The 12,551-nt window shown below is 54.0% G+C and carries 9 protein-coding genes and 3 tRNA genes; 4 read left to right on the top strand and 8 right to left on the bottom strand.

Annotated elements, in window-relative coordinates:
- Positions 1-9: 9 nt before the first annotated feature.
- The 4 genes from ACXADJ_RS07130 to galU all read right to left on the bottom strand — a co-directional run bounded on the left by ACXADJ_RS07130 (position 10) and on the right by galU (position 1,285).
- Positions 10-86: transfer RNA gene (locus ACXADJ_RS07130), tRNA-Pro, on the bottom strand.
- 74 nt (positions 87-160) lie between these two features.
- A tRNA-Pro gene (locus ACXADJ_RS07125) sits at positions 161-237 on the bottom strand.
- 20 nt (positions 238-257) lie between these two features.
- Positions 258-333, bottom strand: a tRNA-Asn gene (locus tag ACXADJ_RS07120).
- A 118-nt stretch (positions 334-451) separates the two neighbouring features.
- Positions 452-1,285 (bottom strand): UTP--glucose-1-phosphate uridylyltransferase GalU, encoded by an 834-nt coding sequence (gene galU / locus ACXADJ_RS07115; RefSeq protein ID WP_028292929.1) that lies wholly within the window; start codon positions 1,283-1,285, stop codon positions 452-454.
- A gap of 376 nt (positions 1,286-1,661) precedes the next feature.
- Here galU and zwf point away from each other — a divergent pair, with 376 nt between their 5' ends.
- From zwf to ACXADJ_RS07100, 3 genes are all read left to right on the top strand, one after another.
- The gene (zwf, locus tag ACXADJ_RS07110; RefSeq protein WP_475064287.1) at positions 1,662-3,119 is read left to right on the top strand and encodes a glucose-6-phosphate dehydrogenase; all 1,458 of its coding nucleotides are present in this window, start codon (positions 1,662-1,664) and stop codon (positions 3,117-3,119) included.
- A gap of 30 nt (positions 3,120-3,149) precedes the next feature.
- Entirely contained in the window at positions 3,150-3,851 is a 702-nt protein-coding gene (gene pgl, locus ACXADJ_RS07105) for a 6-phosphogluconolactonase (protein WP_475064286.1), read from the top strand.
- Positions 3,852-4,170: 319 nt separating this feature from the next.
- The gene (locus ACXADJ_RS07100) at positions 4,171-5,898 is read left to right on the top strand and encodes a sugar phosphorylase (protein WP_475064285.1); all 1,728 of its coding nucleotides are present in this window, start codon (positions 4,171-4,173) and stop codon (positions 5,896-5,898) included.
- A gap of 364 nt (positions 5,899-6,262) precedes the next feature.
- Here ACXADJ_RS07100 and ACXADJ_RS07095 read toward each other — a convergent pair whose 3' ends face one another.
- From ACXADJ_RS07095 to ACXADJ_RS07085, 3 genes are read right to left on the bottom strand one after another with little or no spacing between them, the layout of a single operon-like run.
- Complete coding sequence (locus ACXADJ_RS07095) at positions 6,263-7,474, bottom strand: glycosyltransferase family protein (RefSeq protein WP_475064284.1); 1,212 nt, start codon at positions 7,472-7,474, stop codon at positions 6,263-6,265.
- A gap of 2 nt (positions 7,475-7,476) precedes the next feature.
- A complete protein-coding gene (locus tag ACXADJ_RS07090; protein ID WP_475064283.1) occupies positions 7,477-8,298 on the bottom strand; it encodes an HAD-IIB family hydrolase in 822 nt (273 codons plus the stop codon).
- Positions 8,299-8,339: 41 nt separating this feature from the next.
- Entirely contained in the window at positions 8,340-9,278 is a 939-nt protein-coding gene (locus tag ACXADJ_RS07085) for a hypothetical protein (RefSeq protein WP_475064282.1), read from the bottom strand.
- A 537-nt stretch (positions 9,279-9,815) separates the two neighbouring features.
- On the opposite strand from ACXADJ_RS07085, the gene ACXADJ_RS07080 reads away from it, so the two are divergent.
- Positions 9,816-10,664: a prephenate dehydratase gene (locus ACXADJ_RS07080; RefSeq protein ID WP_028292923.1), complete on the top strand. Its 849-nt coding sequence runs from the start codon at positions 9,816-9,818 to the stop codon at positions 10,662-10,664.
- A 151-nt stretch (positions 10,665-10,815) separates the two neighbouring features.
- Here the strand turns inward: ACXADJ_RS07080 and ACXADJ_RS07075 are convergent, their stop codons facing one another.
- Positions 10,816-12,435 carry an alpha-amylase family glycosyl hydrolase gene (locus tag ACXADJ_RS07075; RefSeq protein ID WP_475064281.1) on the bottom strand — a complete coding sequence of 540 codons (1,620 nt, stop codon included), beginning with the start codon at positions 12,433-12,435 and terminating at the stop codon, positions 10,816-10,818.
- Between the last annotated feature and the right edge of the window lie 116 nt (positions 12,436-12,551).

Here is a 12,551-nt window from a genome sequence, read left to right as displayed (position 1 = left end):
AAGAAATGTTGGTCGGGGTAGAGAGATTCGAACTCCCGACATCCTGGTCCCAAACCAGGCGCGCTACCAGACTGCGCTATACCCCGAAAAACAGATTGGAGATAAATCCCCGAGTTGTTTGAAGTGTGACTTCAAACCAATCATCAGGCGATGATTGAATTGGTCGGGGTAGAGAGATTCGAACTCCCGACATCCTGGTCCCAAACCAGGCGCGCTACCAGACTGCGCTATACCCCGAACTGTTGCTGAAAGAAGAGTGGCTCCCCGAGCTGGACTTGAACCAGCGACCAATAGATTAACAGTCTACTGCTCTACCGACTGAGCTATCGGGGAATGTCTGTCTCTCAACGACGGGGCGCATATTACGGCTGGGGAGTTATGCTGTCAACACTAAAGTTGTTGTTTTTTAAGATTTTTTTGCCCCTGCGTGATGCAGGGGCAAAAACGACGCTTACGCTTTCTTGAAGATGTTTTCGTAAACGTAGTTGGTGGCTTCTACGAAGCCTTCGATGCTGCCACAGTCAAAACGACGGCCGCGGAATTTGTACGCGATCACGTTGCCTTCCTGAGCTTGCTTCAACAGAGCGTCGGTGATCTGGATTTCACCATTGATGCCTGCGCCGGTTTCTTCGATCTTGGCGAAGATGTCCGGAGTCAGGATGTAACGACCGATGATGGCCAGGTTGCTTGGCGCATCTTCTTTGGCTGGTTTTTCAACCATGTTGTTAACACGGAATACGCCTGGCTCGATTTCTTCACCAGCGATCACGCCGTATTTGTGAATGTTGTCTTCAGGTACTTCCTGAACGGCAACTACAGAGCAGCCGTACTTTTCGTGAATCTGCGCCATCTGTGCCATCACACCGATATCGCCTTCGTCGGCAACACACAAGTCGTCGGCCAGAATCATGCCGAATGGCTCATCGCCCATCAGGTATTGGCCGCACTGAACTGCGTGGCCCAGACCTTTCATTTCATTCTGACGGGTGTACGCGAAGTCGTTTTCTTCCATCAGTTTGCGGATTGGCAGAATCAGGCCTTCCTTACTGCTACCGCGAATTTCGTTTTCCAGCTCGTAGCTGATGTCAAAGTGGTCAGCGATAGCGCGCTTACCACGACCGGTGATGAAACCCATAAACTTCATACCAGCTTCGCTGGCTTCTTCAACGCCGTACTGCACCAGAGGCTTGTTTACCACTGGCAGCATTTCTTTTGGCATGGCCTTGGTAGCAGGCAGGAAGCGGGTGCCGTAACCGGCAACGGGGAATAAACATTTACGAACCATGGGGGTCGATCCTTCTGTCGTCATCGATACTTGTTTTCCAAAACACTAGGCAATATTTGTGTCAACTTTGAGACGATCCGTTGCTTCAGATGAGCAATGTCCCAAAAGTACCTGTTTGGAAAACACAAACTTACACTTCGTGTGGCAAAGGATTATGCAGGTTTGACGATGCAGGTGTCATGCCCAAGTTTTGTAAGGATTTAAAAATAGTCCCTTGAGATGTTTTTATTTGGCTTCCCAAGCCTGCTGGTTGCACTGAAAGTGTTCAGATTGGTCAAACTTGATTGCGGCTCGTTGTCAGATATCGACCATTAGGTTTCTATACTTAAAGGAACACCCAAACGCTGCTCAAACGAATAATCATCGGGAGACAATTATGCAGATTGAAGCTCCATACGAACTGGTCATCTTTGGTGGTATGGGAGATTTGGCCCAGCGTAAGCTGCTGCCAGCCCTGTACTTGCTGTATCGCGATGGCCGCCTGCCGGCGGGCAAAATTCTTTGTGTCACGCGCCAGCCTCTGGAGCAGCAGGCATTTCTGGATACTGTGCTGGCGGCACTGAAAACCCACGTTGCAACGGAATACCTGGAAGAAGCCCAATGGCAGGGCTTTTCTGAATTTCTGGCGCCTGCCACCCTCGACGCCAGTGATGTTGACGGTTATGGCGAACTGGCGAGCATGCTCTCTGACGACGACGTCAACCGGGTGGTGTATCTGGCAACGGGTTCGGATTTGTTTACGCCCATCTGTCAGGGGCTTTCCAATGCCAATTTGATCGGGAAAAGCACCAAAGTGGTGCTCGAAAAACCAATCGGCCACGATCTGGAATCGGCCTTGGCCATTAATAACGACGTTGCGCGTTTCTTTGAAGAGCGTCAGATCTACCGTATTGACCATTATCTGGGCAAAGAAACCGTGCAAAACCTGCTGGTGCTGCGGTTTGCCAACTCTCTGTTTGAAAGCCAGTGGAACCAGCACTACATCGACCATATTGAAATCACCATTGGAGAATCCATTGGTGTAGAAAAGCGGGCGGGTTTTTACGAGCAAGTGGGGGCCATGCGCGACATGTTCCAGAACCACCTGTTGCAGCTGCTGTGTATCGTTGCCATGGAACCACCGTCGAAACTGGAAACCGACGCGGTTCGTGACGAAAAGGTCAAGGTGCTGCGGGCCCTGAAGCCAATCGTCGGAGAGGCCATTAATCGTAACGTGGTACGGGGGCAGTACGATGCCGGTGTGTCGGATGGTGCGCCGGTGCCGCCATACCGGGATGAACCAGGTGTTCATCACAAGAGCAACACGGAAACCTTTGTGGCGGCCAAGGTCGAGATTGATAACTGGCGCTGGGCCGGCGTGCCGTTTTACTTGCGTACGGGCAAACGTATGGCAGAGCGTGCGACCGAAATTGTTGTCAGCTTCAAGGAAATCCCCCATTCCATTTTTCCGCTCCAGCACAAGAACACCATGGCCAATAAACTGGTGTTCCGCCTCCAGCCGGACGAAGGTGTTCGGTTAATGCTGTGTGAGAAACGGGTTGGACCGGGTATGAGTGTGCGGCCGATGAACCTGAGCCTGAACCCGGCTAATCACCGCAAGGCCCGGGTCCCTGAAGCCTACGAACGATTGCTGTTCGATGCGCTGTGCGGTAACGCCACTTTGTTTGTTCGTGATGACGAGTTGATGGAAGCCTGGCGCTGGATTGATCCTATTATCAGCCATTGGCAGGAAGTGGACTTGCGTCCGGAGCCCTATACCTCTGGTAGCTATGGCCCGGCGGCATCGACTTTGCTTCTGGCCAGAGATGGGCGTTTGTGGGTTGAGAACAGCTGACGTCCGTTACTGAGTACAGCGGAGGAACCTATGAGCGACAACCGATACGATTCCAGTGAAATTCTGGCAAGGCAGTTGGCCGAAGCCGTGGCGGACCAGTTGGCCGAGCGCATTGAGGAAAAGGGCCGCGCCTGTCTGGCGGTCAGCGGCGGCAGTACGCCAAAGCGATTCTTTGAGTTGCTGAGCGAACAAGACATCAAATGGTCAAAAGTGCTGATTACTTTGGTCGATGACCGCTGGGTTGATGAGCACAACGACGCCAGTAACGCCGCGTTGGTGAAACGTCACCTGCTGAAGTCCCGTGCCGAAGCGGCTTACTTTCTGCCGCTGAAAACGGCAGCAGAATCACCGGTTGATGGTTTTATGGAATGTGAAAACCGGCTACATGAGCAAATTAGCCGGTTGGACGTTGCTGTGCTTGGTATGGGCACTGACGGACACACGGCTTCGTGGTTTCCGTATTCGAAAGCGCTGGATAAGTGTTTGAACGAGTCGGCCAGTGCCTGGAGTTGTCCGGTGGTCGACCACTCGATCGAAATCCCGAGAATCACACTGACATGGGCTATGCTGAGCCAATGCCAGCGGTTGTTTTTGCATTTCGAAGGGGCCGAGAAGAACGCCGTGTTCGAGCAAGCCTGCGATGCCAGTGAAAGCCAGAACATAGCGGCGATGCCTGTGCGAACCGTACTGGTGCAGTCGCAGGTGCCGTTAAGTATTTACCGAACGACATAAGTGGCTTTATGCACTCCTATGGTGCATTGCTTGTAGTTTGGCAGATTGATGCCCGTTTACGTGCGCCAAATTCCTCGAGATTTCGCTTTGCGGGCTCAATGGGTTTTGGTTATCAGAGTGAATCTTCAGAAGACTGATCAGACACTGAACAGCGTTTGAACAAAAAGCCCCGAATCGCCATACGGCATTGTCGGTATGCAGGAACCGGCACGGAATTGGCACCGGGTAAAGCAGAGGGTTTTAAAAGGCTCCTTGAGGGACTCCATAGAGTGTCCCCTTCAGTTACCCATTTTTTGCAACCAGGGCAGGACTTTTTTTCATGTCGACCGAACTGAAAAGCAAACTTCAGGCTCGCCTTAACCGAATCTACAAAAACGACATCCTGGCAGAGAGCGTGGCCTGTGACCTCGTCCGGCTGTGTCAGAAATTCTCGGAAACCCGTCAGGCCAAGGAACCCCGCAAACAGCGTTGGGACGAGCAGGACGTCATCCTGATCACCTACGGCAATAGCATTCAGGCACCGGGTGAAGTGCCATTTCGTACTTTGGCTAATTTCTTACGCGAGCATCTGGCGGATACCTTGAACTCGGTCCACTTGCTGCCGTTTTTCCCGTACAGCTCGGACGATGGCTTTTCCGTTATCGACTACCGTCAGGTACACCCGGAGTGGGGTAGCTGGGAGGATGTTGCACACATCGCTGAAAAATTCGATCTGATGGCCGATCTGGTGGTGAACCATTGCTCGCGCGAGAGCCTGTGGTTCTCGGATTACGTTGCCAATGTCGAGCCTTACAGCGACTTCTTTATTGAGGCGGACCCGTCGCAGGATCTCAGCCTGGTTACCCGTCCGCGCAATACGCCGCTGCTGACGCCAGTGCACACCCACCGTGGGGTGCGTCACGTGTGGGCGACATTCAGCGAAGACCAGATCGACCTTAATTACGGCAACCCCAAGGTGTTGCTGGAAATGATGGCGATTGTGCTGTTCTACATTGAGCAGGGTTCACGCTTTATTCGTTTGGACGCCATCGCCTATCTGTGGAAGCAAATTGGCACCAACTGCATTCATCTGGACGAAACCCATGAGTTTGTGAAGCTGATGCGGGATATCACCGACGCCGTTGCGCCGGAGGTGGTACTGATTACCGAAACCAACGTGCCGGTGGCAGAAAACCTGAGCTATTTTGGTAATTCGGATGAGGCTCACATGGTGTACCAGTTTGGCTTGCCGCCGTTGGTGCTGCATGCGTTGAATCGCGGCAAGGCAGACTTCTTGTCGGATTGGGTGCTCAGCATTCCGCCGTTGCCAAAGGACTGTACCTATCTGAACTTTACCGCCTCCCATGACGGCATTGGCGTACGCCCGGTAGAGGGAATCTTGCCGGAGCGCGAGGTGCAGGAGCTGATTGATTGCATGCACAAGTTCGGTGGCTTCGTCAGTATGAAAGCCAACTCGGACGGCAGCCAAAGCCCGTATGAGATCAATATCGCGTTGTTTGATGCCTGTATGGGAACCCGTCGTGGACCTGACCATTTTCAGGTTGATCGTTTCCTGTGCTCGCAGGCCATCATGTTGGCTATGCAGGGGATTCCAGCGGTTTATATTCACAGTTTGACGGCCAGCCCTAATGATCTGGCTCACGTTGAACAGACCGGCCGTACCCGTTCAATCAACCGCCGTATCTGGAATAAACCGGAGCTGGATGAGCTGTTGAGCAAGCCGGGTTCGCCACAGCGCGAAGTGTTTGACCGACTGCGCGAGATGATCGCCATTCGCCGTCGTCAGCCGGCATTTCATCCTTCCGCTCGTCAGCAGGTTATCAAAATCAATTCGGACGTGTTCATTCTGAAACGCACCAGTGAGGATAAAGGGCAGGTGATCTACGCCATCTGCAACGTCACAGATCGTCAATTGGAGCTGCCGCTGGCGGCGCTGGGGTTCCTGGTGAAAGACATGACCGACTTGCTGACGGATACCGTGCAGCAGTGTGATGCCCTGTCGTTGGCGCCATACCAAACCATGTGGTTGAGTACTTATCCGAAGTAAGCCTCTAGGGACCCTCTGAATAACTCAGCACAGCTCTCGGCTCTGGCTTCCTGCTTCGCCCTACCTCCTGCATCCATGCAGTCGTGCGCGAGTCCTGCAGGTTGTCATTGGCTCTCTACAACTCCGCGGCGAATGCGGCGGAATGGCTAGACCTTTCCAAATCGGGCCGCGCAGGTTCGCCAACGCCGTTCCGGCGAGCTGAAGGCCGCGCCCGAAGGGGATGGCACCGAGTTATTCAGAGGGTCCCTAGCTAAAGTGAGCTTTATCTAAAACAAGCCTTCCTCTAAAACAAACCTTTAGAGAGCAATAAAAAAACCGATTCAGCAATGAATCGGTTTTTTGTTTTGGTTAAGAGCACACAGCCTCAGGCGTTGTCTTCTTCAACCGCTTCGTAGATGCGGTCCAAAATATCCGGCACGGCCGAGATCACCCGGTTCCAACTTGGGATAAATGGCGTTTCCATCGGGTTTTCCAGGAAATGTTCACCGGCGCGCATGATGTTTTCTGCAAACAGCTCAACCGCCGCTTCTTCCTTATGGCGATCCAACACCAGGCCGTTCATACGGGCATCGTTGTAGTAGGTTTCCACAAAATCCAGCGCCACGCGGAAGTAGGTCGCCTTGATGGTACGGAAGGTTTCATTGGTAAACACTTCACCCTGAGTTGCCAGCTTGCGGAAAATAGCCTTGCAGATGTCGGTACTCATCTTCGACAGGCCGGCGGCGGCATCTTCGGCAGACAGTGGCTGGTGCTTGTGATCGTAGTTGTCGCAAATATCAACCTGGCACAAACGGTTGGTGCTGTAGTTGCGATTCATCTCCGACAGGACGCCCACTTCCAGACCCCAGTCGCTCGGGATGCGCAGGTCGTTCAGTACGTCCACGCGCATCGAGAATTCACCGGACAGGGGGTAACGGAAGCTGTCGAGGAAGTCCAGATACTCCTTGTGGCCAAGCACTTTTTTCAGCGCCCGGATCATAGGTGTCACCAGCAAGCGACTGACCCGGCCATTCATTTTGCCGTCGGCAATGCGGGTGTAATAGCCCTTGGCAAACTCGTAGTTAAAGCCCGGGTTAGCAACCGGGTAAATCAGTCGTGCCAGCAGACTGCGGTCATAGGTGACGATGTCGCAGTCGTGCAGGGCAACGGATTCCGCACGTCCAGATGCCAAAACGTAGCCGTAGCAGTACCAGACGTTGCGGCCTTTGCCCATTTCACGCGGTGCCAGACCTTTTTCCTGCAACATGGCATCGATTTTTTTCAGCCGAGGGCCGTCGTTCCAGAGAATGCGGTGATGTTGCGGCAGGCGGCTCAGTTCATCACGGACGTGTTGGTACTCTGCTTCGGTGGCGCGATCCAGGCCCAACACAATTTCGTTCAAATAGGGCACTTCGGCCAGTTCATTGATGATGTTGCCCATGGCTGGGCCCTCAAATTCTGAATAGAGGGCAGGCAATACCAGTGACATGGGGCGAGTACGGGAAAAACTCAGCAGCTCTTTTTCCATGTCTTCCAGTGGACGGTCCACCAGATTATGCAGGGTGGTGATCGTACCATTCTGGTAAAAGTCGGCCATGTTCAGGCTCCTTGTTGTAGTTGTTCAAGCAATTCCAGCATGCAATGGTTCCAGCCAGCCGGGCCCTTGGAAGGGGCTGTCACGGTAGCCGGGTTGGATAATTCAAGGATTTGTTTTTCGCCGGGAATGACAATCGGGAAGTCGGCGGCTTCGAGCATGGCGCGGTCGTTTTCACCATCGCCGAGTGCTGCAATCTTCACCGGTTGTTCCCACAAGTGTTGATAGAAGTCTCGTGCAAAGGCCAGTCCGGTGGCTTTGTCGGCGCGGCCCATCACGTGATAGAAACGGCCGCCCTGGGTCAGTTGCAGGCCTGCCTGTTCCAGTTGGCTACGGAAGGCTGTCAGGGCCAGCTCGGTGTCATTCCAGATCAGTGGCTCAGAGGCGACGCGTTGCTTCGACATCCAGGCGCTTTCCTGTGATAAGCCGGTCAGCGCCGCTACTTCAGAGGCGGGCATGTCGTTGAAGCCACGGAATTTGAAGCCTTCCTTACGCAGTTGGCTGAGTACTTTGAGGATGTCGACGTAACTGGTGCCGAGAATTTCGCTGTTGTAGCCCTCGCCATCGGCTTTCGGAATGTGAATCACACTGCCGTTTTCGCACACGAATGGATCAAGGTTGTCGAGGTCGTGACGTAATCCCGCCACTTCTTCGCAGGTTTTACTGGTATTGAACAGTACCGGCACGCCCAGTGCTTTCAGTTGTTTCAACGCCGGTTGGGCTGCACGGGTACTGTAGTTGTAGTGGTCCAGCAGGGTGCCGTCGAGGTCGGTCATTACAACAAGGGAAATCGCGGGTTTGCTGTTTGCGAAGGCTTGTGTGGTCATGGTGTTTCCTCTCTGGCTGAATTCTGTCTGTTCTGCGTGAATCAACGGATGGTATGAACCGCGTGGGCACTATTAAGCTCTAGCACAAGGTCGGCGGCTGCGGGTAGCTCTCGCAGGGCATTTTCTGTTAACCGTTGGTAGTGCTGAATAAAGCGGACCAGGCCGGCCTGGTCGAAGCTGCGATCAGCTTCGCCCTTGGCGTTGCGGCGATTCTCCACTTCTTGCTGACCGCGCCACTCCAGCACCGAATTCATCCCTGGTACTTTCAGCATAATCAGCCGGTCCAGCATGGCAAACCATTCAGCGTATTGGCCGCTCAGTTGTTGATTAACCCACTGACGCCATTGGCCGTTGGCATCTTCGCTGGACTCCAGCTCGTTGATCGGTTGGTCCAGCTGCTGTGCCGATTCCGGTGTGCAGCCGACGCACCAGCCTTCAAACAAAATCAGATCCACGGGGCCATGGCAGTGGTGCCATTGGGATTCCGGCAGGCGGTCGTCCGAGGCTTTGTCAAAGGCTGGAATCATCATGCTGGCGCCGGGTTCCAGTTGCTTCAACTGCTGGAATATCTTCATGCCCAGTGCGGCGTCATGGGTTCCCGGCACGCCTCGGGTTGCCAGTAACGGGTGTATATCGGTAGACAATTGCTGGCGATCGACATGGGGAAGATAGAGGTCGTCGATCGAGACAATGACGGTATTCCAGCCCAGTGCGGCTTTAAGGAGTTTCGACAGCGCCAGGCTGAGGGTCGACTTTCCCGAGCCCTGACCACCGTGCACACCAAAGACTGGCACGCCACCAAGCGCAAGTTTCTGCTGTGCGACCCAGCAAGCGACGGGCAACCAGACGTCATCAAGTTGCTGCAACCACGGCGCAGGAAGGTCGTTCAAAGCACTGCGATTGGCGGACAGTGTGGCCAGAGTCGCCGGTTCCAGCGCGTGACTGGTCGGCCAGATACTGCTTACACTGCTATCGTTCATGCCTACGCTCTCCTGTTGTAGGTGGCCAGCACCCTTTTGATAACCCACGGCCTCATTGAGAGGTGCGGAGCTATTCAGAAGTGGGGCTCTGGCCCAAATTCGTACTTTGGTGTCACTGTTTAGCGCGTTTAGATGCCAACTGCCAATGTTCAAGGCCGTACCACATTCGGTATGGTGTGGGCTTTGAGCTTGGGCATTGAACGTGGGCTTCTGACAGCACCACATTGCAGTATGGTCAGCGGCTCAGTGACCGTTGGCGTTTTACGGAATATCCTTTGTAAACAAAGCAGTTAGCGTGCCAGATGCTTGCCATTCTGGCCAAATCGACAGGAGGCCTCTGTTCAGATGGCGCTACTGTTTTGTTGTGAGCATCGGTTTTGATAGAAGTCTGGTGCATAATGCGCACCTAAAATGAAAATAATGCGCCGTTTTGGTGCGGTTTGGGTTTGTTTTGTCATTTATATGTCGTCATTCGACCTTGAAGCCAATCCCGAAACCCCAAAACAGGGCAGTTACCGTGAAATTCAGGAGTAAACAATGGCTCGCCGGGTGGCTTATCAAGGAACAGCGGGTGCCTATTCCCATTTGGCTTGTAGTCGGGTGTTTCCCGATTGGGAATCGGTGCCGTGTGAAGACTTTCAGTCAACGCTTGAGCTGGTAACCAGTGGGCAGGTGGAACGCGCCATGATTCCGCTGGAGAACTCGACTGCTGGTCGGGTTGAGGAAATCTATCGCATCATTCCGCGCACGCATTTGTTTGCCATTGCCGAGCATTTTGAGCCGGTCAATCACTGTTTGCTCGCACTACCGGGCGTGAAGTTGATGGACATTGAAGAAGTGGCGTCGCATCCGCAGGCGCTGGCCCAGTGTCATCAGCGTATTGTGAACCTGGGTATGAAAGCCATTGCCACCATGGATACGGCGCAGGAAGCACAGAACCTGGCCGCCGGTGATAACCGCAGTCGTGCCGCGATTGCTTCTTCATTGGCAGCGGATTTGTACGGCCTGGAGGTGGTGCACGACAACTTTCAGGATGTGATGGGCAATACCACCCGTTTTCTGGTGTTTGCCCGTGATCATCAACACGAAGAGCGTGAACCGGATGTGGTTTACATCACCAGTTTGCTGTTTACCGTTCGGAACATTCCAGCGGCGCTGTACAAGGCGCTGGGCGGCTTCGCCACTAACGGCCTGAACTTGCTGCGATTGGAAAGCTATGTCGACGGCAGCAGCATGGAAGCGAGCTTGTTTCATGTGGATATTCAGGGCCACCCGCAAGACCCTGCGATGCAGTTGGCGTTGAACGAACTGGCTTACTTTGCCCGTGATATCCGTATCTTTGGCATTTACCCGTCTCATTCTTTCCGCGACCAGCTGTTCGCCTGATCGCTGTCCTCTTATTGCGCCCGCTGCCTTACCGTGTTGAACGCAGGGTGGCGGGTGCGCATTCCTTCCTGGGGACCCTCTGAATAACTCGGTGCCCGCTCTGGATGACAGAGCTGCGCAGAGTTATTCAGAGGGTCCCTGGGTTTCAGTATTAAATCACCGCCCGCTGGGGAAAATCGTCTGGCAAACACACCACCAGTGCTTGCAGCGGCTGAAGGCTGAGATTGCCTTCGGGCGTTCGAATGTCGTCGTAGCTATTGGCCAACAAGTTGTCGAGAATCTGTCGATGGATGTTGACCTCAACATAGCGATTGCTGAAGTTCAGCAGCACCAGAATACGTTGGTCGTTGTGGCAGCGCTCCCAGGCAAGAATATCCGGGTGGCTTTCCAGCAGTTTTATGCTGCCCTTACTGAGGGCGGGGTATTGATGCCGCAGCCAAATCAGGGTGCGATACCAGTTCAGTAAACTGCCCGGGTTGTATTCCTGATTGACGACCGTGTGTTCGCTTTCGGCGTCGTCTGGCAGCCAGCTTGTGGTTGCTGAGGTAAAGCTGTTTGGCTTTGACCACATCATCGGTCGACGGCAACCATCGCGGCCGGGGAACAGTGGCCAGTAGTGCAGGCCAACCGGGTCTTGCAGCTGTTTGCGGGGCACGCGCTGCTCGGGCATGCCGATTTCCTCGCCGTAATACAACACCGGCGTGCCGCGCAGGGTGAGCAACATGGCCGCAAGCAGGCGCGCGCGCCACGGCGTGCGTTCACTGGCGGCGTAGCGGCTGATGTGTCGTTTTACATCGTGATTGCTAAGGGTGTAGCAAGGCCAGTTGTGTTTGCCCAGTGCCTCGTTCCAGCGTTTGATGGCACGTTTAAAGGCGCTGGCGTCAAATCGACAATGCAAGAACTCCAGATTAAATGCCAGATGCAGTTGGTCATCACGGCCACAATAGCTGGCCGCCAGTTGGCAATTGTCTTCGTCGCCGGTAAACACCTCGCCGATCAGAATGCGTTCAGGGTATTGCTCCACCCATTGCCGCATGGCTTGCAGCGCTTCGTGCATTTCTGGCTGGTCCTTGTCGTGCAGGTGGCGCTGTCTGTCGTAGGGGCGTGCAATTTTGAACCAGTCGACCGGGTTGTTGCGCAGTTGTTGATCCTTGAAGTAATAATTCACCACGTCGAGCCGGAAGCCGTCGATGCCGCGCTCCATCCAGAATTCCAACACGTTTCTGACGGCATCTACCACCGCTGGATTGCGCCAGTTAAGGTCCGGTTGTTGGGGCAAGAACGAATGGTAGTACCAGGCCTGACGCTGTTCACTCCAGTTCCAGCCCGAACCGCCAAAGCAGGATTCCCAGTTGGTAGGGCGTTGACGGCCCTCATGCCAGATGTACCAGTCCTGCTTGTCGCCCTGATCGCCAAGCAGGCTTTGCTGAAACCAAGGGTGCTGTTCGGAGGTGTGGTTCAGCACCATATCCATAATGACGCGGATATTGCGGCTGTGGGCGGCTTCAATGAGTGCATCAAGGTCGGCAAGGGTGCCGTAGCAAGGATCGATGTTGAGATAGTCGGCAACGTCGTAGCCGAAATCCGCTTGTGGTGACGGGTAAACAGGGCAAAGCCAGATGGCGCTCACCCCCAGCGAGGACGGACTGCCGTCGTTGAGGTAATCCAATCGTTGAATGATACCGCGGATGTCACCGATGCCATCGGCATTGGAGTCCTGAAAGCTGCGTGGATATATCTGATAAATAACGCCTTCTTTCCACCAGCTCATGTTTTTCTCATCCTGAATCAAAACATCGACGTTAGTTTGCCGCTGTGACAGCGGCATGAATGAAGGCTTTCAGTTATGAGACTTGGGGTTCCAGGGACTGACTGAATAACTCTGCG

It is taken from the genome of Oceanobacter sp. ABM4_470 (assembly GCF_056158645.1).
The sequence above is the reverse complement of the archived record's forward strand: the minus strand, read 5'-3'. Positions and strand labels throughout refer to the sequence as shown.

Bases quoted from the DNA above. Each gene is read 5' to 3' on its own strand.
- galU (WP_028292929.1), bottom strand. From the start codon at position 1,285: ATGGTTCGTAAATGTTTATTCCCCGTTGCCGGTTACGGCACCCGCTTC.
- zwf (WP_475064287.1), top strand. From the start codon at position 1,662: ATGCAGATTGAAGCTCCATACGAACTGGTCATCTTTGGTGGTATGGGA.
- pgl (WP_475064286.1), top strand. From the start codon at position 3,150: ATGAGCGACAACCGATACGATTCCAGTGAAATTCTGGCAAGGCAGTTG.
- ACXADJ_RS07100 (WP_475064285.1), top strand. From the start codon at position 4,171: ATGTCGACCGAACTGAAAAGCAAACTTCAGGCTCGCCTTAACCGAATC.
- ACXADJ_RS07095 (WP_475064284.1), bottom strand. From the start codon at position 7,474: ATGGCCGACTTTTACCAGAATGGTACGATCACCACCCTGCATAATCTG.
- ACXADJ_RS07090 (WP_475064283.1), bottom strand. From the start codon at position 8,298: ATGACCACACAAGCCTTCGCAAACAGCAAACCCGCGATTTCCCTTGTT.
- ACXADJ_RS07085 (WP_475064282.1), bottom strand. From the start codon at position 9,278: ATGAACGATAGCAGTGTAAGCAGTATCTGGCCGACCAGTCACGCGCTG.
- ACXADJ_RS07080 (WP_028292923.1), top strand. From the start codon at position 9,816: ATGGCTCGCCGGGTGGCTTATCAAGGAACAGCGGGTGCCTATTCCCAT.
- ACXADJ_RS07075 (WP_475064281.1), bottom strand. From the start codon at position 12,435: ATGAGCTGGTGGAAAGAAGGCGTTATTTATCAGATATATCCACGCAGC.